Source organism: Qipengyuania sp. 902 (assembly GCF_051195295.1).
Lineage (GTDB): Bacteria > Pseudomonadota > Alphaproteobacteria > Sphingomonadales > Sphingomonadaceae > Qipengyuania.
Genome location: NZ_JBNJLJ010000001.1, coordinates 998939 through 1019663 on the forward strand (window position 1 = coordinate 998939; position 20725 = coordinate 1019663).

Genomic DNA, 20725 nt, shown 5'->3' on the forward strand with positions numbered 1-20725 from the left:
GCATGGAAATCCGCCGCCTCGATGTGGACGTGTCCATCTATCGCAACCGGATACAGGTGACAGACCGCACGACCGGCAAGTTCGTCGACCAGACGGCACAGCATGCTTTCTCGTCCGATAGCTCGCTGATCGCCAACACGCGATTCCTCGAAGACACGATCGTCCGTGCCATCCGGCAACTTCTGGTCGGCGGCTTTTCGCTCAAAGACCCGATCGCGCATGTGGTGTCGACCGAATTGCCATTGTCGCCGAGCCAGAAGGACATCGTTGCCATTGCTTTGCGCGAAGCAGGCATGCGCGAAGTGGTGTTCGACGACTAAGCCATCATTGGACGCGCCATAGGCGGTTTGCGGTTGTCGCGTGCCGGGCTGCGGGGCAAACGAATGGATATGTCCGCCCCACTCGTCCTCACCCTGTCCTGCACGGACCGCCCCGGCATCACCGCGCGCGTCACATCTTTCCTGTTCGAACGTGGCGGCAATATCCTCGAGGCGCAGCAGTTCAACGACCGCGCCGCCGATGCCTTTTTCATGCGCGTCGAATTCGAGCCGGGCAGCGCCTCGGCGGACAGTCTGCGAGTGGATTTCGCAGAGGTTGCAGGCGCGTTCGGGATGGACTGGAAGCTGGTCAGCCGCGATCGGCCGCGCCGTGTGCTCATCATGGTGAGCAAGTTCGACCATTGTCTGGCCGATCTGCTGTATCGCTGGCGGATCGGGGAGCTTGCGATGGAGCCGGTCGCCATCGTCTCCAACCATCCGCGCGACGCCATCGGGCACACGTATCTGGGCGACATCCCGTTCCACTATGTGCCGATCACCCGCGATACCAAGTCCGAGCAGGAAGCACAGGTGCGCGGGGTTGCCGAGCAGACCGGCGCCGAGCTCGTCGTACTGGCGCGCTACATGCAAATCCTGTCGGACGAGCAGGCGGCCCACTTCGCCGGGCGCTGCATCAATATCCACCATAGCTTCCTGCCGGGCTTCAAGGGCGCCAAACCCTATCACCAGGCCTATGAACGCGGGGTCAAGATGATCGGCGCAAGCGCGCATTACGTCACCAGCGATCTGGACGAAGGGCCGATCATCCATCAGGCCGCAGAGCCCATCAGCCATGCGGACACGCCCGAAGAGCTGGTCCGCAAGGGCCGCGAGATCGAAAACCGTGTGCTGGCGGAGGCTGTGCGGCTTCATCTCGAAGAACGGGTTCTCCTCAATGGCCGCCGGACGGTGGTCTTTCGCAGCTGACGGATGGCAGAAAGAACCTGTCATGGTGGTGCCGTCTGCGATAGCTAGCCTGGCAGCACACTTCGCAGGATACCAATCATGACCATCGACCGCCGTAACCTCCTCAAGGCCTCCAGCGCCGCCTTCGTCGCCTTTGCGGCACTCGGTTCGGGCAGCCTCACCCGCGCCTACAGTGTCAACCCCGGCAAGCGGCTCGTGCCCGATCCGAAGGGCCTGCTCGATCTGCCAGAAGGCTTTTCCTATCGCCTGCTGACGCAGACCGGCACGCTGATGAGCGACGGGTTCGCCACACCGGGCCGGCCAGACGGCATGGGCTGTTTCGCGCATCCGACGATGGCGAACCACTGGGTCCTTGTGCGGAATCACGAAAACTGGGCGAGCACCGACGACGGCCGTCCGTTTGCGGCTGGATCGAAATCGCTCGCCGACTTCGATACTTCGCGCATCTACGACGCGCGGCGGGAGGGCGATCCATTCTTCGGCGGCACGACCAATGTCGTCATCGATGCGGTCTCGGGCGAGGTCGTGCGCGACAACATCTCGCTTCTCGGCACTGCGGCGAACTGCTCGGGCGGCACGACGCCTTGGGGCAGCTGGCTGACTTGCGAGGAGCAGCCGCTCACGGTCGGTGAAGAAGACGCGCAGCGGGCCCACGGTTTCGTCTTCGAAGTGCCTGCCGATGCCACTGGCCCGGTCGATCCCGTCCCGCTGACCGCCATGGGCCGCTTCGCCCATGAAGCGGTGTCGGTCGATCCCCAAAGCGGCATCGTCTACCTGACCGAGGATGACCGCGAAGGCCTTTTCTATCGCTTCATCCCGACCGAGCGCGGCAAGCTCGCCGCGGGCGGGCGCTTGCAGGCACTGGCCATCGAGGGGCGCGACAGCGCAGACACCCGCAACTATGCGCGCGATTGGAGCCGTGGTTCGGCCGAGCGGATCGAGGCGGGGCAAGCATTGCCCGTCCGCTGGATCGATCTCGAGGATGTCGAATCGCCCGAGGGTGACCTGCGCAAGCGCGGCTTCGCGGCCGGCGCGGCGATGTTCACGCGCGGGGAAGGGCTCGCCTACGGTTCGCGCGGCGACGGCCAGGGCGCGCATTTCTTTAACTGTACGGAGGGCGGCGCCGATCACACCGGGCAGGTCTGGCAGCTCGCGCCGGGCAGGGACGGCGCGGCGGACATGCTGACGCTCATCTACGAGAGCCCGGGAGCCGACACGCTCGACCTGTGCGACAACCTCGCGGTCACGCCGTGGGGCGACCTGATGATCTGCGAGGACGGCCGCGGCGACAACTATTTGCGCGGCCTTACACCCGACGGCGCGATCTACGATTTCGCCCGCAACGCGCATGAGGACAGCGCCGAATTCTGCGGCGCGTGCTTCTCGCCCGACGGCAGCACGCTGTTCGTCAACGTGCAGGAGCCGGGCTTCACCTATGCCATCACCGGCCCATGGGAGAGCCTGCGCAGCGCCTGACGACGGTTGGGACTTGGACCACCGAAGCGGCGCTTTTGGAAAACTGCGTTGCGCCGCGAAAATGCACTGATTCAATATGTTGCGATGGGCTTCGCGTCGCGACCTGTCACCTTTCGCATTGTTGGCGTGCGAGGTGGAAATAGCAGCGCGAACATCGCGAATCCGTGAAAGGGCGTAGGCCATGCATCCGGCATGCACCGGGCGAAGGGCTGTAGGAAAGCGCGGGTTGGTCTAGCGGCGCGCCACCCGGTCGGTCGCCAGTTGCGCTTCCATCGCCTTGTCCTCGTTGGCGCGCTTGATCACATATTCGCGGATCGCCTGCATTTCCTCCTTGGAGAGCGAGTCGGCGAAGCTGGCCATGCCATTGTCCTTCAGCGCTCCGTCGTGGACGATCTGCAGCCACGCCGCCGGGTTCTCCAGCGCGCCCGAACGGCGCAGGTCCGGCAGCACGGTCGAGCCGACCGCGCCAGGCGCGTGGCACACGGCACAATAGCGCGCGTATTTTTCGCGTCCGAGTTCGATCGTCGCGGCGCTCGCGCGGCTGGGCGGCGGGTCGAGCGGAGCGCGGGCCAGCGTCGGCGCTTCGGGCAGGGCAACCGTCCCGCCGAGCTTGAACACCAGCAGGCGGCTGATGTTGCGCACCGGCTTCATCTGATCGATCAACGCGCCGTCGGCGCTCAATGCGAAGGCACCGCCCCAGCCGGCCAAGACGGCGACATATTGCTCGCCGTTCACGGTATAGGTGATCGGCGGGGCGACGACGCCGGTCTGCGCGGCAAAGCTCCACAGCTTGTCGCCGGTCGCGCTGTCATAGGCGGCGAATTCGCTACCGGAATTGCCCTGGAACACCAGACCGCCGCCGGTGGCGAGTACGCCACCGTTCCACGGACCCGGATGTTCGACGGTCCACTTGGCTTCCTGATTGACCGGGTCCCATGCCATCAGTTTGCCCGTGATCGTGCCTTGTACCTCGCGGCGAATACCGAGGTCGGGTGGCAGGTCGCCTGCGCCGAGATCGAAGCCGACATTGAAGCCGCGCGCGCGGTCGGGCTTCCAGTCCGCTTCGGGCGCATAGAGCATCGCCGCCTCGAAGGCCGGGATGTAGACGAGGTTCTCGTCCGGGCTGTAGGCCATCGGATGCCAGTTATGCCCGCCGAGCGGCCCCGGCATGACCAGCGCCGGTTCGCCCGTCACGTCGATACGGGTTTCCGGGTTCATGATCGGCCGCCCGTTCTCGTCCATCCCGGTCGACCAGTTGAGCGGAATGTAGGGTTCGGCGCTGATGAACTCTCCCGTCGCCCGGTCGAGCACGTAGAAATAGCCGTTCTTGGGCGCCTGCATCAGCACCTGCCGCTCGCGCCCGTCGATCTCCATGTCGGCCAGGACAATGTGTTGCGTGGCGGTGTAGTCCCAGGTTTCGCCCGGCGTGGTCTGGTAATGCCAGACATATTCGCCGGTATCGGGGCGGATAGCGACGATGCTGGACAGGTAGAGGTTGTCCCCTTCGCCCGTCCCGTCCGCGCCGGGACTGCGATAGGCGCGGTTCCAAGGGCTGCCGTTACCGACCCCGAAATAGAGCAGGTCCAGTTCGGGATCGTAGGCCATCGAATCCCACACCGTGCCCCCGCCGCCGATGCTCTCTTCGCCGTAAAGCGTGTCGCCCGACCAGGTTTCCGCTGCGGCCTTGAGATATTCCGGCTCCGCCTCGTCGTCGTCGCCGCCCGGCACTGTGTAGAAGCGCCACAGCTCCTCGCCGTCGGCCGCGTCATAGGCGGCGATATAGCCGCGCACGCCGAACTCGGCGCCGCCATTGCCGATCAGCACCTTGCCGTCGATCACGCGCGGCGCGCCGGTGATGGTGTAGCTGGCGTTCTGGTCGACAGTGACCTTCTCCCACGCCACCTCGCCCGTATCGCGATCGAGCGCGACCAGCCGTCCGTCGAGCGTGCCGAGGAACAGGTGCTCGCCCCACGCAGCCAGCCCGCGATTGACCACGTCGCAGCAAGCCTTCACGCCGGTTTCGCCCGGCACTTGTGGATCGTAGCTCCACAGCGGTTCGCCCGTGGCAGCATCGAAGGCGAAGACCTTGCTCCACGCGCTGGTGACGTAGAGCTTGCCATCCATGACCAGCGGCGTCGCTTCCTGCCCGCGCGCCGTATCCATATCTGCGAACCAGGCGAGGCCGAGATCGCCCACGCTGTCGCGATCGACCTGCATCAGCGGGGAATAGCGCTGCTCGGCATAGGTGCCGCCATGGGTGATCCAGTTGGCCGGATCCTGGCCTGCATTCACCAGGCGGATATTGTCGATGCCGCCCTCCGGCACCTCCTCCGCACCCAGATTGCACGCCCCAAGCGATAGCGCGGCCAGCGCCGCCAGCACGATCCTCGTCATCATCCTCTCCCCTGGCGACTATCGGTCGCTCTATGAAACCTATCCTGCATCGAAGTCGCGGGCTTGTCCATCGCCCAATCGCAGGTAGGATGCGCAGCGGACGGGAAGCTGGAGAGACCTAAATATGTGCGACCGCGAAGACCTTGCCCGCTGGGCTAAGACCACCCTCAGCCGCCGGGGCTTCGGCGCGGGCGCATTGGCCGGGGCCGCGATGGCCTGTGCCCCGATGGACAATGCGGCGACCGGAGGAGACGCGCCTGCGGGCTCACTCACCAGCCGCCCGGTCAGCTTCCGCACGCCCGACGGCACGCTCGACGGAGAATTTTTTGCGGCCAGCGGTACTGCGCGGCCGGGCGTCATTATGTGGCCCGATATCGCCGGCGTCCGTCCGGCCAAGCGGCAGATGGCGCAGCGGCTGGCCGAGGCGGGCTACGCGGTGCTTCTCGCCAACCCCTATTATCGCGACGTCGCCGGGCAGCAGTTCGAGGATTTCGCAACTTTCGCTGGCAGCGGCGGCTTCGATAAAGTTAAACCGTGGCGCGACAGGTTCACGACCTCCACCAAGCAGATCGACAATCGCGCCTGCGCAGAATGGCTGATGGCGCAGGCCGAGGTCGACGGGGATCGCGGGATCGGCGTGCAGGGCTATTGCATGACCGGCAGCTATGCCGTCGTCGCCCCCAGCGCAGACGAGCATATTCATGCCGGGGCCAGCTTCCACGGCGGCGGCCTGGTGACCGACGATCCCTCCAGCCCGCACCGCACCTTGCGCGAGGATGCGCATTACCTGATCGCTATCGCCGAGAACGACGACGAGAAGGCACCGGGCGACAAGACCGCGCTGCGCGAGACAGCCGATGCGGCGAACACGACTGCCGAAATCGAGGTCTATCCCGCCGATCACGGCTGGTGCGTGCTCGACTCGCCTTCGTATAACGAGGTGCAGGCCGAACGCGCGTGGTCGAATCTGCTGGCGATGTACGCCGACGTTCTATGAAAAGACTGTACGCTATCGCGGCGCTCGTTGTCGCCACGCCGGCTGCCGCGCAGGAAAGTGAGCCCTTCGCGCCCGATTGTTCGGCGATCGCTGCCACGCTCGACGGCATGGTAGCCGAAGGACGCACGGTCGGCGCATCGACGCTCGTCTACAAGGATGGCGAGGAAACCTGCTTTGCCGTTGCAGGCGATGCCGAACGCGAGACGAACCGTCCTTTCACGCGCGATACGCTCGTCCAGATATTTTCGATGACCAAGCCGGTCACCGGCGTCGCTCTGATGCAATTGTGGGAGCAGGGCCGGTTCGGTCTCGACGATCCGCTCGAATGGCATCTGCCAGAATATGCGACCATCGAAGTGCTGGTTGGTGAAGATGGCAATGGCAACCCGATCACCCGGTCGCCGAAACGGAAGATCACCGTGCGCGACGTGCTGCGCCACACGGCGGGGTTCACTTACGGCGCCGGGGGCAATCCGCAGAACGCGGCCGATCGGATATGGGAGGACCGCAGCCCGCTTTCCGTCGATAAGACGCTCGCCGAGTTTTCGCGCGCCATGGCGCAGGTGCCACTTCTCTACGAACCCGGAACGCACTGGAACTATTCCGCCGGAGTGGACGTCCAGGCGCGGATGGTCGAGGTCCTCTCCGGGCAATCCTTCGCCGATTATGTGCAGGACCATATCTTCGCACCGCTCGGCATGGTCGACAGCGGATGGCGGCGGAGCGAGGCCGACCTGCCGCGGCTGGCGCGGATATACGTAGCGCAGGAGAATGGCGCGCTCGCCCCCATGCCGCGCGACACATGGCTTGAACCCAACTTCATGGCCAAGCCTATGACCATGGGCGGTTCGGGCATCGTCACCACGGTTGACGACTACATGCTTTTCGCCCGCATGTTGCTTGGACGCGGGAGCCTCGATGGAGTGACGATCCTCGATCCTGCCACTGTCGAGCTGATGGCGACCGACCATCTCGATCCACGCATTGCGGCTGAGGACCGCTCATGGCTGGTCGGCAAAGGCAATGGCGGCTTCGGTTTCGATTTTTTCGTGCGCACCGGCCCGCCGCTCACATCCGAAGAAGCGCGCGGCAGCGTCGGCGAATTCTACTGGGATGGCTATCCCTCGATGCTGTTCTGGGTCGATCCGCTCCAGGACATGGCGGTCGTCTTCGCCACGCAGAAAGTCGATTTCGATGCCAGCCTCCACCGCGACATCCGCGCGGCAGTCTATGGCGCGGATTACCCCGGTCGCTGACCCGTCAGGCGCCCATCAGATCGGTGAAACGCCCGTGTTTGCGGTAGCGGACCATCCACTTGTCGAGGAACAGGCCGACCGGCTTGGGTTCGATGCCCAGCTTCGCGAAACCGGGGAACTCGCCCGAAACGACATTGCCCTGCTGGAGCAGCTTCCACTGGTCGCTCGACATCGGTGTGCCCGGTAGCGCGGCAAACGCGCCCGAGACCGGATCGGGCATCGGCAGGAAGGTGCGCTTGCGGCCCTGCGCGGCAGCGATGCGGCGATTGATTTCCATCATTGTGAGTTGTTCCGGCCCACCCAGCTCATAGGTCTTTCCGCCATGCGCCGCCGGGTCTTCGGCGGCGCGGGCGCAGGCTTCGGCAACGTCATCGACATAGACCAGCTGCAATTTGCTGTCGGGCGCAAACACGGGCAGCACGGGCAGGCGCGCGATCAGCCCGCCGAACATGTTGAGGAACTCGTCGTCCTTGCCGAACAGGATCGAGGGGCGCAGGATCGTTGCCTTGGGGAAGGCCGCCATGACGCGCTCCTCGCCTAATTTCTTGGCACCGGCATATTCGATCTCGGTGTCCTCGTCCGGTTCCGCCGCGATCGCGCTGACGTGTACGAAAGCGCTCGCACCTTGCGCCTTGGCTGCCTCGGCCATCCAGCCCGGGCTCTCGCCCATCAGCTTGTAGAGATTACCCTCGAAGCTGCCGACCAGATTGACGACCGCATCTGCGCCCTCGATGCAGCGCTCGACGCTCTGCCGGTCGGTCGCATCGCAGCGCGCGAATTGCAGCTGGCCGAGATTGGCGAGCGGCTTCAGCGTGAAGGCTTTTTCCGGGTTGCGACTGGCGATCCGCACGCGCGCCCCGCGCTCCAGCATGGCCTGCGCCACGTAATTGCCGATGAAGCCACTGCCGCCCATCAGCACCACGAGCTTGCCGTTCAACGCACTGCTTTTCGCCATCGCTACTGCCTGTGTCCGGATCGTAAGAATTGTCGTTGCGCCCCTAGCCACAACCCGCGCCGCGCCGCAAGCGTTCTGAGGAGCGCGACGGCTTCGAGAGCCATGCGATTGCAGTTGACAAGAATCGTCCCCCTTCGCTAGTGGCGCGCTCCTACCCGCGGCCCGGCACAGACGACCGGTTGCCGCATGTGTGCCCAGATGGCGGAATTGGTAGACGCACCGTCTTCAGGTGGCGGCGCTCGCAAGGGCGTGGAGGTTCGAGTCCTCTTCTGGGCACCATTTGTTCTTCTCACGTTCACCCAAATAATCTATAAAACCCGCAGAAATCCTAGGGATTTGGCCCTTGGATCGTTCCGGATCGTCCCGCCTGTTCTCGGGGGTTCCAGACACTTTTGTGGGCCTTTTGAGGCCGTTTCGCAAAGGCCCAGATGAAAAGGCCCCCACATGCCGCTGACAGATACTCGCCTCCGCACTCTCAAGCCCAAGGACAAACCGTACAAGGTAACCGATGAGCGCGGCCTATATGTTGAGGTCACGCCGACCGGCAGCAAGCTTTGGCGATTCCGATACCGGATCGGTGGTGCGCAAAAGAAGCTCTGCATCGGCAGCTATCCTGACATCAGCCTCAAGCAAGCCCGAGACGCAGCCTACGAGGCACGACGAGCTGTTGCTTCTGGGGGCGACCCGGCCTTTGAGAAGCGGAAGCGGAAAATCCGCGCCGAGTTCCTTTCTGCACAGACGTTCGAGGCAGTCGCGCGTGAATATATCGAGCAGATGATGGTCCAGAATGGCCGCGCCGATGGCACGATCGTCAAGGCCAATTATTTCCTCGACAAGCTTGCGCCTGCCATCGGTAACCGACCCATCCACGAGATCGAGCCGTTCGAAGTCCTGGCTCCTCTGAAACGACTGGAAGCCACTGGTAAGCACGAGACTGCGAAGAAATGCCGCTCGTTCGCAGGCCGCGTGTTTCGCTACGGTGTCGCTACCACCCGCTGCAAATCCGATCCGACCAGTATGCTGAGGGGCGCTCTCGTAACGCCGAGAGCCACGCATTATGCAGCAATCCTCGAGCCCACCGAGCTAGGCGGGCTGCTGCGCGCAATCGACGACTTCACTGGCTACATGGTGACCAAGTTTGCTTTGCAGATCGCGCCGCATGTGTTCGTACGTCCCGGCGAACTCCGCCACGCCGAATGGCATGAGATCGACCTGGTCGATGGGGTCTGGAAGATCCCTGCCGGTAAAATGAAAGCGCGCCGAGCGCATGCCGTCCCGCTGTCCAAGCAAGTTAGAGGTTATCTCACAGACCTGGCCGAGATGCTCGGCCGCGAAGGATATGTCTTCCCGTCTGCGCGCAGCTCCAAGCGTCCCATGAGTGAAAACACGCTCAATGCCGCATTTCGTCGCATGGGATATTCGAAGGAAGAAGTCACCGCGCATGGACTCCGGGCGACAGCATCGACATTCCTGAACGAGTCGGGCCTTTGGAATCCCGATGCGATCGAGCGTGCCCTGGCACATGGCGACAGCAATGTTGTGCGTGGCATCTACCATCGCGGCAAACATTGGGAAGAGCGCGTGCGCATGGCTCAATGGTGGAGCGACTACCTCGATGAGCTCCGGACAGGAGGAAAGGTCATCATGGGAAAGTTTGCGAATGGTTGATCGGAAGAACGAATTTCTTCTCAGCCAGTGCAGGATTGAAGGCTCAGGACGAGCCCTATCAGGGACACTGACGCGAGCAAGGCGAACTCAATTCTGATGCCCCAGACCTTAAGCCACTTCCGCATCGTGCCGAGCCTCAGTTCGTAGAGCTTTGGCAGCTAAGCTGATCGAAGCGCTCAGCAACAGTCTTCCACGTTGCTATGCCTGCCTCGCCCCCTTCGTTGGATAGCCGCTGGATTTGCTGCGCGATATACGCGGTTCCCTCTTCGCCATGGTTCTTTTCGACCCAGAGCGCGACGGCCCACAATTCCTGATCGCGGTTCAGCACCATGGTTCACGTCTCCCGGTCCAGGTTCGCGCCAGGCCTTCGCTGACCAGCTGATCGCCAAGCGAGCGGCCGCCGCGCGTTACAACCCGCAATTTGCGACCGTACTGATCCTCGTCTCTGCTACCGATGGTCCTCAGTTCGAAGGGCCCGCCATTCAGCAATTCGACAAGGCGGTGTGTCGCGCGCATGCCGAGCTGGTATTCATAGTCGCAACGAGGCTCGCTGATCTCGGGAGTGTCGATGTCGGCAATCCGGATCTTCACGCCATCAAGCCAGAAAGTATCTCCATCCACGACGCATGTGCGCCGGATGGATCCGCAGATGTCGAATTGTGGGGAGCTTGCTTGCTGGAATAAAGCCTGAGGCTGCTGATCGTCGTTAGCAAGGCTGGCATCATGGACTGGCCAGTTGAGTGCCAGCATCCCTCCAGCAAATACGATCGCGAATGCTCCCAAACCCAACGCGATCTCCTTTCTCAGCTTCCGGCGCTTCTGTGCCTTCAACGCCTTGCGAAAGTCGAACGGCTCACCTGGGGTCTCATTCACTGGCGTTGTCCGTCTTCATTCCGGCACATGATTTCAGACAATAGCCGGAAATCAGGTAGTTTCGTCAATTGTACCTACCAATTGCTTGCCAACGTCCCAACACAGACCGGACATATTGCGGCGTTTCACCATTGTTGGGAATGCCGCGTGATCGGGAGACGGCACCTGGGCCAGCATTGTAAGCAGCCAAGGCCAGGTGGACTGCGTCGAACCGGTCCAACATATCGCGAAGGTACCTGGCGCCACCGTTGATCGATGCAAGAGGGTCATGACGGTTCCGGACGCCCAGTTCTCTCGCCGTGGCCGGCATAAGCTGAGCCAGCCCGGCAGCACCGGCTGGACTAACAGCCATCGGATTGAAGCGGGACTCAGCCCAGATAAGAGCACGAAGCAGGTTGGTCGGAAGCCCGTAACGGCGTTCAGCCTCGGCTATCGCCGCCATATACAAGCCTTCCCGGTAGGATACGTTTGCTGGCTCGGCCTGGTAGATTGCAGGAAGATATTCCCTTGCCGGCTGCTGGCCCGTCTTCGGCGGAACGATCGCGTGCTCGAACAAGGTGAAATCCTGGGCGCGTACTTGCTGTGAGGAGGTCGCGATCATCCCCAGACAGGCGACCGCTAGCGCGGTCAGACAATTGAGGCAGTTCATCTCGTCTTGTGCTCCATTGATTCGAATCGAAAGAGAACATAAAAAGAACATGTGCCTGTAGGAAAGCCGCGAATGCCTGCCTTTGGGAGAGGAGAGGAACGCTGATGAGGGGGCCACTTTGCATGCTGAGGAGCTCGCATGTCCCTGTCTGTCCAAACTCATCCCAACCGGTCGCTTGCCGAGACCGCCCGTCGCATTTGCGAATCGCGAGGGGGCAAATGGTCCGGCACAAAGGGCATGGCCTGTTGCCCCGCGCATGATGACCGCACGCCGTCACTCGGTGTGTCGCTCGGCCGACAGGCCATCCTCTTCCACTGTTTCGCGGGATGCGATCAGCAGAGCGTGCTGGCTGCTCTGGCGCGTGAAGGTTTCGAGGCACCGGCGCTTTTTTCAGGTTCTGCGACCACCAACGAACCCGAATCAACCAGCACCTGCAAACCCTCGGCGGTAGCGCTGAGGATCTGGCGCGATGCACAGCCACTGCGTGCTAGTCCGGCAAAGGCATATCTTGAAAGCCGCGGCATCCTCGCCGCATCTCCGGCGCTCCGCTTCCTTCCACGAACGCCGCTTGGCCCGAAAGGACGGGCCCGCTTTCTGCCCGCCATGATCGCGGCAGTCAGCCTCGACGAGGGCCCGATCGCCATCCACCGCACGTTCCTGTCTACCGAGGCTTCAGGCAAGGCCGCTTTCGAAAAGCCGAAACGCGCGCTCGGCGCGCTCGGTGAAGCTGCTGTTCGTCTCTTCGCTCCAGTTTCCGGCAAGCTTGGCCTTGCCGAGGGGGTCGAGAGCGCGATGTCGGCCTATGCTCTCACCGGCATTCCCGTCTGGGCGACCCTGGGCAATGAGCGCTTCGGTCTCGTCAGCGTGCCTGAGAGCGTGACCGAGCTTCACCTCTTCGTCGATCACGATACTGGCGGCGAGCTGGCCGCGTCGCGTGGCCTGGCCGCTTATGCCCGCGAAGGGCGGACGATCCACGTTCGCAAACCATCCTCACGCGACACCGACTGGAACGATGAACTTACAGCATGGCTGCGCCGCAAAGCGGCGCGGTAGAGGAGAGAAAGCTTCTCGAATTCCTGATCCGGCAGAGGGCGTGTCCCGATGCCCCCATCAGGAGGACGAATTGCCATGTTTCAATCTGACTTGTTTCCCGCCGGCGAGCAGTTGCCGTCCATGCCCATGGCCTATGCCATTGGCACCCGAGTTGCCGCGCTTCTTGCTTCGGGACGTCATCTTACCCGTACCGACATTTCCGGGCTGTTCGCCGAAGAGGCCGGTGTTCTGGACTGGGGAGGTGCCTGGACGATCGACGACTACAACAGCGCGGTCGAGATCGCCGCACTACTCTGGCTTCGAGAGTCCTCACGGATCGATCTGGCGACGAATGTACACGAAGCCGAAGCGCGGTTCGACTGGCTCGAAGCAGCCTTGCCGCCGCGGCACGTTCGCAGCGAAGCACAGGTCGAGCTCCAGCAGTTCTCGACCCCGCCAATGCTGGCCTGGCTGATGGCGAAGTCCGCAGCTGTCTGCGCGCAAGACACGCTCCTCGAACCGTCCGCAGGCGATGGTGCCCTTGCTCTCTGGGGTTGCCTCCAGAACGCTTCGCTGCTTCTCAACGAGATCGATCCGGCAAGACGAGACGGTCTGGCCCACGTCTTCCCCACGGCCACCATCACTGCGCATGACGGGGAACTGATCGCCGACTTGCTTCGCGGCCATGTTCCGTCTGCCGTGCTGACGAACCCGCCGTTCGCTCACAGCCTGGAACGCGGCAAGGACGGTGAGACCGCTATGCGTCACCTACGCGGTGCAATCCGGGCCGCTGCTAATCGGGCGAGGATCGTCGCCATTATGCCTGAAGGCTTCGACGCCTCCACCTTCGCCAAGGAACAGGACGAAGCATCGCTGCTCCTCGATGCTCGGCTGCAGCAGATGTTTCGCCGGACAGGGACGGGGATCGCTGTTCGCCTGGTTGTGTTCGACAAGACGCCGACTGCGTCCTCGCCTGCGATCATCGGAGATACTGCCGACCTCATCTCGCTCCACGAGCTTATCACCGCGCTTCCGCCACGCGTACAGACCTCCGCCAACATCTATCGCCTGCCGCTCGGCAAGCCAGTGCGCCTCGTTGGCAAGACTTCGGCCCAAAGCGCGCCGGTGCGGCCGCTGGCGCCGTTCGCTGCGACACCAGCAGCCACGGCGAATGCGATCGACCTTGCCTATTCGGTCCTCGCCGACCCCGCGCCTGTGCCCGAACAGGCAGGCATATACCTGCCTTACCGGCCCAGCCGCATCGCCTTCGAAGATGCTCCGGTCCATCCCACCCCGCTCGTGGAATCGGTCGCCATGGGTTCGGTCGCGGCACCGCAGCCCGATGTTTGCCCGCGCCTTCCCGCATGTTGGCAGGCCGATGGCCTGCTGTCCGAAGCGCAATGCGAGACACTGGTCTACGCTGCCCAGGCATTTGCGCGCGATCTTCCGGGTCAGTTCAACGTGAGCCAGGAAGGCACCTCGCTGGAACTCTCCGAGGACGGACACTCCTACCGCCAAGGCTTCTTCCTCGGCGACGGAACCGGAGCGGGCAAAGGACGGCAGATCGCCGCGGTCATCATGGATCGCTGGCTCGCAGGCGAGCGCCGACATGTCTGGATCACCAAGAACGAGGCGCTGCTCGAAGATGCACGCCGCGACTGGGAAGCGCTTGGCGGGCTGCCGCTCGATCTCCAGCCGCTCTCGCGCTGGAAACTCGGCCACCCGGTCACGATGTCCGAAGGTATTCTCTTCGTCACTTATCCGACGCTGTGCTCGGGGCGTGCCGAGGATACGCGGCTCGACCAGATCCTTGCCTGGGCGGGTGAGAGTTTCGACGGCGTGATTGCCTTCGACGAGGCTCACGCCATGGCCAATGCACTCCGTGGCTCTTCAAACCGCGGCAAGGTCAGGGGCTCCGAACAGGGCATGGCGGGCCTCAGGCTGCAGAACCATCTGCCGCGCGCCCGGGTGCTCTACGCGTCTGCCACTGGCGCTTCGGATATCGCCAACCTTGGCTACACATCCCGGCTTGGTCTCTGGGGACCCGAGACTGCTTTCCCGACCCACGAGGCTTTCATGACCGAGATCCGCGCTGGCGGCGTCGCGGCGATGGAACTCGTCGCCCGCGACCTCAAGGCGCAGGGCCTCTATCTCGCCCGTGCGCTGTCCTTCGCCGGGGTCGAGTACGAAATCCTCGAACATAACCTGAGCGAAGCACAGGTGCGGATCTACGATGCCTATGCCGAGGCCTGGGCGATCATTCACCGCAATCTCGAGGCGGCGCTCGAAGCGACCCGCGTGGTCGACGAGGACAGCGGCGATACGCTCAACCGCAACGCCAAGGCTGCGGCGCTGTCGATCTTCGAAGGCACCAAGCAGCGCTTCTTTGCCCAGCTCCTGCTCTCCATGAAACTGCCGAGCCTGATCCCCGCGATGGAAGCGGCGCTTGGCGAAGACCATTCGGTTGTCGTGCAGCTGGTCTCGACCGCCGAGGCTATGCTCGACCGGCGCCTCGCCGACCTCTCCGACGAGGAACGCGAAGCGCTCGATATCGATCTCTCGCCGCGTGAATACGTCATCGACTATCTTGCGAAGAGCTTCCCGGTGCGCCTGATGCAGGTCTTCGCCGACGAGGATGGCAATCTTCGCTCCGAGGCGATGAGCGACGGGGAGGGCAATCCCGTTTTCTGCCCGCGCGCCGTGGCAGCACGCGATGCACTGATCGAGCAACTCTGCGCGCTGCCGCCGATCGCCACAGCGCTCGATGCGATCATCGAGCACTTTGGAACCGAAGCCGTGGCCGAGGTCACAGGCCGAACCCGCAGGCTTGTCCTGGGGCGCGATGGCCAGCAGCGCCTCGAACGGCGAAGCCCAAGCGCCAACGTGGCAGAAGCGCAAAGCTTCATGGAAGGAATTAAGCGCATCCTGGTCTTTTCGGATGCGGGCGGGACTGGGCGTTCCTACCATGCTGATTTGGGCGCCAGGAACCAGCAGCGCCGGGTTCATTTCCTGCTCGAGCCGGGCTGGCGCGCTGACAACGCCATCCAGGGGCTCGGCCGCACCAACCGCACCAACCAGGCCTCGGCCCCGCTGTTCCGCCCGGTCACCACCGATGTGAAGGGCGAGCGCCGCTTCATCTCGACCATTGCCCGCAGGCTCGATGCATTGGGCGCGCTCACGCGAGGTCAGCGCCAGACCGGCGGACAGAACCTGTTCGATCCGGCAGACAATCTCGAAAGCGACTATGCACGCGACGCGCTCAGCCGCTGGTTCCAGCTGCTCTATGACGGCAAGCTAGAGGCCACGAGCTTCGGCAACTTCGTGGAGCGCACCGGCCTCCGGCTTGAAAATCCCGATGGCGGGCTGACCGACAATCTCCCCACGATCCAGCGCTGGCTCAACCGCATCCTCGCGCTGCCGATCGCGCTGCAGAACGCCATATTCGACGAGTATCTCGGGCTGGTGGAAGCGCGGATCGAAGCCGCGCGCGAGGCCGGAACGCTCGACCAGGGACTGGAAACCATCAGGGTCGATCGCTTCACGGTCCTCGCCGATGAGCTCCTGCGCACCGACCCCGTGACCGGAGCGGAGACCCGCCTCGTCTCGCTCGAGGTGGTAAGGTACCTTCGGCCTCTGCGGTTGCAGCGCCTGGTGCGGATGCACGAGATCGGCAGCGCGCACGCGATCCCCTTGCGCAATGCGCGCTCGGGCAAGGTCGCGCTGTCTGTTCCAGCCCGGCGCCTCATCGCCGACGACGGGACCGTGGTCGAACGCCGACGCCTTCTGCGTCCGCTCAATTCCGCGAACTGGACGCTTGAAGCACTTGGTGAGAGCCACTGGGAGGAAATTGGCGTCACAGCGTTCACCAGCGCCTGGCTGGCCGAGGAAGAGGAAGCGGCCAAGTCACCGGTGACCGAGCGCGTCCATCTCGCCACCGGACTGCTGCTTCCTGTCTGGAAGCGCCTGCCCGGCGATCATGTCCGCGTCACCCGGCTCGTTGCCGAGGACGGCCAGTCGATCATCGGTCGCGAAGTGCTCGATATCGATCTCGCCGCAATCGCCGATACCTTTGGTCTTTCCGGAGTTACCGGTCCGGCGCCGGACCAGATCGGCGACCTCGTCCTCGAAAGCGGCAAACCGCTGGACCTTGCAAGCCACGATCCACTCACCGTGAAGCGCTCGCTGGTCGGAGGCGAACAGCGCCTTGAACTGACCGGATTTTCGCCCGATCGGCTCGACTGGTACAAGGGCAAGGGCTGCTTCACCGAGATCATCCGCTACCGCACGCGGCTGTTCGTGCCGGTGTCGAGAGCCTCGTCCGTCCTCCCTGCGCTAGCCGCCTGATCCCTCGGGAGACCCCAGTCTCGGAATGAGAGTGGAGGGAGCCCTTTGGGCTTGTGGGCCAAGTGATCCTCACTGGCGCCTTCAATCCATCAGGAGAACACCAATGATCCAGTCGATCCCCTTGAAGAAGCTTGTTCCCAGCCCGCGTAACGTTCGCAAGTCGAACGACGTGCTGGCCGACCTCCAGCTGCGGGCAGACATCGCCGCGCGCGGCCTGCTGCAGAACCTCGTCGTACGCAAAGGAAAGCGCGGCAAGTTCGAGGTCGAGGCCGGCGGTCGCCGTCTCGCCGCGCTGCTGGCGCTGGCCGAAGAGGGCACCTTGCCCGAGAACCACGAGGTCACCTGCCTCGTCATCGAAGGCGAGGAAAGCGAAGTGCGCGAAGCCAGCCTTGCCGAGAATTTCCAGCGTCTCGCAATGAACCCGGCCGACGAGGCGCAGGCCTTCGCCTCCATCATCGAAGCAGGCGCTACCCCTGAAGACGTGGCGCGCCGCTTCGGCCTCACGGTCCGTTTCGTCGAAGGACGTCTGCGCCTCGCAAGCCTCGCGCCTTGCGTTTTCGAAGCGCTCGCCGAAGGCACGATCACGCTCGATATGGCCAAGGCCTACGGCGCGATTTCCGACGTCGAGCGCCAGGCGCATGTCTATGCCGAGCTGCAGGATGCCTGGTACCAGATCACGCCCGATACAATCCGCCGCATGGTGCTCGATGCCACGGTGCGCGGTTCTGATCCGCGAGCTGTTTTGGTCGGACGCGATGCGTACATCGGTGCGGGTGGCCGGATCGAACGCGAACTCTTCGACGATGACGCCAGCGAGAGCTGGATCGATGTCGCGCTGCTCGAGGACCTCGCGCACAAGGCCATGGAAGAGGCGGCAAAAAAGGCTGCGCTCGAATATGGCCTTGCCTGGGTTCGGCCGACGCTGGGCACCTATGTCAGTCACGACCTTGTCGAAGGTCTGAGCCGTCTGCCTTGCGAGCCTGCGCCGATGACGGAACAGGAAGCGAAGGAACTTGGCGAGCTCGAGGCCGACTACGACCGCGTCGCCGCCGTGCTCGAAGACGAGGACAGCCACGAGGACGAGGTCGCCAAGGCCGAACAGGAACTCGTCGTCATCGACCGCGCCATGCGCGCGCTCAATGACCGGCCGCCCGTGCTCGCCGACGAGCTGAAACCCGAGGCCGGTGCCTTCCTTATCCTCTCGCGCAATGGCGAGCCGACCTTGGTCCCGCAGTTCTACACCGAGACCGAAGTCATCGCTGACGAAGGTGTGGTGGAGGCAGTCGAAGAAAGCGGAGCGGTTAAACCCAAGGGCAGCTCGCTTTCGCAGCGCCTGCTCGACGAACTCGCAATGCAGCGCCGCGATATCCTGGCGATCCATCTCGCTAACGATCCGGCACTGGCGCTCGACTTCATGGTCTTCACGCTCGCGGATGCCGATGGGCACGACTGGCGCGCCAGAAAGGCATCGACGCTTGTCGGCTCCATCGCGTCTGGACCGGTTGCCGGGTTTGAGGCCAAGGATGCACCGGCGAGCGCTGCTCTGGCCGAGTTCGCTGGTTCGCTCGACGAAAGCTGGCGCTCGGGCGAGACCGACGTCGAGCGGTTTGCCAGGTTCCGGTCGCTTTCCGATGAGGCGCGTTCGGCCTGGCTTGGTCATGTCGTCTCGCGCACGCTCGTCGCCAGCCTAGCCTGCGAAGGCGATCGTTCGGTGCCCATGCACGAAGCGCTCGGGGCACTTCTGGAAATCGAAACCGCGCATTGGTGGCGTCCCACCGCGGCAAACTATTTCGACCGCGTGGCCAAGGCTCGCACGCTCGAAGCGCTCGATGCTACGGGTGGTCCGGAGCTGGTCAGCCGATACGCTGCTTCGAAGAAGGCTGAGCTTGCGAGCGCAGCCGAGCGCATCTTCTCAGGCAACTTCATCGGCGAGGCCGAGGTCAAGGAGCGGGCGCAAGCCTGGGTTCCTGCGATCATGCTGTTCACTGCTGCTCAGGAGGTCGCGCCGATTGATGTCGAAGTCGACGAGGCAGTCAGCGACGATGCGACAGACGAAATTGCCGAGCAGGCTGCCTGACCCTCCTGACAGGTCGAGGTCGCTCGGTGGGCGGTCCGTCCCAATTGGGACGGACCGCCTTTTTCATGTCAGAATTTGGGCCGGTAACGGACGGTCCGCTATCCGAACCACGACGCGAAAAGCTGTCAATCGGCTAACGACCCCATTGCGGACATCTGTAGAGTAACGCTACTGAACATCTATGGGGAGCAACGCAACAAGCCCAAGTGAGCACTACCGGTTTTGGCTTCATACTCACCGCCCTGATTGTGGCTCGTATGAGCGCGGCGAGGACGTTCCTTTGAATGTGAGTTGCGCCCGGCTTTCGCGGATTAAGACGTCGCACCGTGGGATAGAAGACCGCCAGGGATTGCGTGAGTTCGAGGCGCAAGCAGTCAATCAGGACTTTTTGGAGCGATTAAGCTGTTTGAAAAGCTTGGAGTACTTGGCGCTGGAGTATCCCGTTACCGCTACCGATCTCGCTCCGCTCTCTGAACTCGTCGGACTCAAGATTCTCAAGATCGACTCGCCGCGCAACATCGCAGACTTCACGCCGATCCTCGCTCTACCGAAATTGGAACGGCTGTTCATTGAAAACGCCAAGCATCTGAGCAACCTTGATTGGTTACGTCCGCTGGCCAGTAGGCTTAAGGTATTAGGCATCGAGGGTAGTATGTGGACTGCCCAAAAAATACCAACCCTCGCCCCGCTGGAAGGCTTTGCCCTAGAAGCGCTCTTCCTCACCAACACCAAGCTTGAAGACCAGAGCCTGGCTCCTTTGCGAACCATGGCAAGCCTTAGGTATCTTGGCACTGCACTTAACGCCCCGCGAGCTGAATTCGAAGCGCTCAAGGCCGCTCAACCGCAATTGCAATGCGACTGGTTTCAGCCGGAGATGTGGGAAGCCTTCAAGGACCCGCGCCCACCGAAAGGATAAACCTCGACTCTCATGTCCGCTTCCCACCCCATATCGGCCAAGGCAACCTGCTTAGGCTCGACCCTGAAGCGGTCGATCAACTTCTGCTGACCGACCGCTCCCAGAGTCAGATCTCCGTTCGCTCGGCGAGTAGGAGAGCATCCTCTACGTCGACCCCAAGGTAGCGGACGGTATTTTCAATCTTGGTATGACCAAGCAGGATCTGAATTGCCCCGATGTTACCTGTAGCGCGGTAGATCATGGCCGCCTTTGTCCGACGCAGTGAGTGCGTGCCGTACTCGGCCTTACGCAACCCGATGGCGGTCACCCATTCGTCGACCAGGCGCGCGTATTGACGGGTGCTCATGTGGCCTTGGCGATCGACGCGGCTCGGGAAGAGATATTCGTTCACGGACCCACCACGCCGCTCCAGCCAAGCAATCAGAGTGGTGCGCACGTCTGCGGTAATTTCGAATTGAACCGGTCGGCTGGTCTTTTGTTGGATAACAGTCGCTCGGTTGCGGATGTCAGCCCCAGCTACGACGTCGCCGATCCTGATCTTGAACAGATCACAGCCTCGCAGTTTACTGTCGATAGCGAGATCGAAGAGGGCCTTGTCCCTCAACAGCCCTTCGCGGTCGAGATGGAAGCGGATCGCCCAAATCTGCTTTTGCGTCAGCGGGCGCTTGGTTCCGACATTTTTTCCAGCGTTCCACGCCACGCACTTCTGCATGGCAGGATCAAATCGTGAGTATCCCATTGTCTTTCTCCTTGGCCGTCATTGGCCAAGGGAAAAGCAACCGCATAAGGTGAAAATTTGGATCCAGCGGCCTTTGTGGGGCCGAAAGCGGACAGGCTGCTTTTG

At 62.9% G+C, this 20725-nt stretch carries 16 protein-coding genes and 1 tRNA gene; 11 read left to right on the top strand and 6 right to left on the bottom strand.

The genetic code is table 11. The features are described 5' to 3' along the window. Positions 1-2 precede the first annotated feature (2 nt). The 3 genes from ACSH0F_RS04955 to ACSH0F_RS04965 all read left to right on the top strand — a co-directional run bounded on the left by ACSH0F_RS04955 (position 3) and on the right by ACSH0F_RS04965 (position 2720). Positions 3-320 (top strand): hypothetical protein, encoded by a 318-nt coding sequence (locus ACSH0F_RS04955; RefSeq protein WP_435200459.1) that lies wholly within the window; start codon positions 3-5, stop codon positions 318-320. A 69-nt stretch (positions 321-389) separates the two neighbouring features. Next, positions 390-1244: a formyltetrahydrofolate deformylase gene (purU, locus tag ACSH0F_RS04960; protein WP_435200569.1), complete on the top strand. Its 855-nt coding sequence runs from the start codon at positions 390-392 to the stop codon at positions 1242-1244. Between the two features lie 78 nt (positions 1245-1322). Next, complete coding sequence (locus ACSH0F_RS04965) at positions 1323-2720, top strand: alkaline phosphatase PhoX (protein ID WP_435200461.1); 1398 nt, start codon at positions 1323-1325, stop codon at positions 2718-2720. 231 nt (positions 2721-2951) lie between these two features. Here the strand turns inward: ACSH0F_RS04965 and ACSH0F_RS04970 are convergent, their stop codons facing one another. After that, on the bottom strand, positions 2952-5117 hold the full coding sequence (locus tag ACSH0F_RS04970; RefSeq protein ID WP_435200463.1) for a PQQ-dependent dehydrogenase, methanol/ethanol family: 2166 nt from the start codon (positions 5115-5117) through the stop codon (positions 2952-2954). A gap of 121 nt (positions 5118-5238) precedes the next feature. On the opposite strand from ACSH0F_RS04970, the gene ACSH0F_RS04975 reads away from it, so the two are divergent. Together ACSH0F_RS04975 and ACSH0F_RS04980 are read left to right on the top strand one after the other, a co-directional pair. After that, positions 5239-6111, top strand: a complete 873-nt coding sequence (locus ACSH0F_RS04975) for a dienelactone hydrolase family protein (protein WP_435200465.1) — start codon at positions 5239-5241, stop codon at positions 6109-6111. Beyond that, positions 6108-7367 (top strand): serine hydrolase domain-containing protein, encoded by a 1260-nt coding sequence (locus ACSH0F_RS04980; protein ID WP_435200467.1) that lies wholly within the window; start codon positions 6108-6110, stop codon positions 7365-7367. Before ACSH0F_RS04975 ends, ACSH0F_RS04980 begins: the two co-directional genes overlap by 4 nt. Positions 7368-7371: 4 nt before the next feature. Here the strand turns inward: ACSH0F_RS04980 and ACSH0F_RS04985 are convergent, their stop codons facing one another. Then, on the bottom strand, positions 7372-8322 hold the full coding sequence (locus ACSH0F_RS04985; RefSeq protein ID WP_435200469.1) for a complex I NDUFA9 subunit family protein: 951 nt from the start codon (positions 8320-8322) through the stop codon (positions 7372-7374). Between the two features lie 192 nt (positions 8323-8514). Between ACSH0F_RS04985 and ACSH0F_RS04990 the strand changes: the two genes are divergently transcribed. Further along, a tRNA-Leu gene (locus ACSH0F_RS04990) sits at positions 8515-8601 on the top strand. A 165-nt stretch (positions 8602-8766) separates the two neighbouring features. Next, the gene (locus tag ACSH0F_RS04995) at positions 8767-9990 is read left to right on the top strand and encodes a tyrosine-type recombinase/integrase (protein WP_305933532.1); all 1224 of its coding nucleotides are present in this window, start codon (positions 8767-8769) and stop codon (positions 9988-9990) included. A gap of 136 nt (positions 9991-10126) precedes the next feature. Here ACSH0F_RS04995 and ACSH0F_RS05000 read toward each other — a convergent pair whose 3' ends face one another. The 3 genes from ACSH0F_RS05000 to ACSH0F_RS05010 form a co-directional block, all read right to left on the bottom strand. Further along, positions 10127-10321 carry a DUF6961 family protein gene (locus ACSH0F_RS05000; RefSeq protein WP_305933531.1) on the bottom strand — a complete coding sequence of 65 codons (195 nt, stop codon included), beginning with the start codon at positions 10319-10321 and terminating at the stop codon, positions 10127-10129. Then, on the bottom strand, positions 10312-10863 hold the full coding sequence (locus ACSH0F_RS05005; protein ID WP_187335490.1) for a thermonuclease family protein: 552 nt from the start codon (positions 10861-10863) through the stop codon (positions 10312-10314). Before ACSH0F_RS05005 ends, ACSH0F_RS05000 begins: the two co-directional genes overlap by 10 nt. A 64-nt stretch (positions 10864-10927) precedes the next feature. After that, entirely contained in the window at positions 10928-11512 is a 585-nt protein-coding gene (locus tag ACSH0F_RS05010; protein ID WP_422785453.1) for a lytic transglycosylase domain-containing protein, read from the bottom strand. A 138-nt stretch (positions 11513-11650) separates the two neighbouring features. Here ACSH0F_RS05010 and ACSH0F_RS05015 point away from each other — a divergent pair, with 138 nt between their 5' ends. From ACSH0F_RS05015 to ACSH0F_RS05030, 4 genes are all read left to right on the top strand, one after another. Continuing rightward, positions 11651-12565, top strand: a complete 915-nt coding sequence (locus ACSH0F_RS05015; RefSeq protein ID WP_305933529.1) for a DUF7146 domain-containing protein — start codon at positions 11651-11653, stop codon at positions 12563-12565. A 75-nt stretch (positions 12566-12640) separates the two neighbouring features. Further along, complete coding sequence (locus ACSH0F_RS05020; RefSeq protein WP_435200473.1) at positions 12641-16888, top strand: strawberry notch-like NTP hydrolase domain-containing protein; 4248 nt, start codon at positions 12641-12643, stop codon at positions 16886-16888. Positions 16889-16991: 103 nt separating this feature from the next. Next, positions 16992-18965, top strand: a complete 1974-nt coding sequence (locus ACSH0F_RS05025; protein ID WP_305933527.1) for a ParB/RepB/Spo0J family partition protein — start codon at positions 16992-16994, stop codon at positions 18963-18965. Between the two features lie 349 nt (positions 18966-19314). Continuing rightward, positions 19315-19881 (top strand): hypothetical protein, encoded by a 567-nt coding sequence (locus ACSH0F_RS05030; protein WP_435200476.1) that lies wholly within the window; start codon positions 19315-19317, stop codon positions 19879-19881. Between the two features lie 106 nt (positions 19882-19987). Here ACSH0F_RS05030 and ACSH0F_RS05035 read toward each other — a convergent pair whose 3' ends face one another. Further along, on the bottom strand, positions 19988-20620 hold the full coding sequence (locus tag ACSH0F_RS05035) for a tyrosine-type recombinase/integrase (protein ID WP_435200478.1): 633 nt from the start codon (positions 20618-20620) through the stop codon (positions 19988-19990). Positions 20621-20725 lie beyond the last annotated feature (105 nt).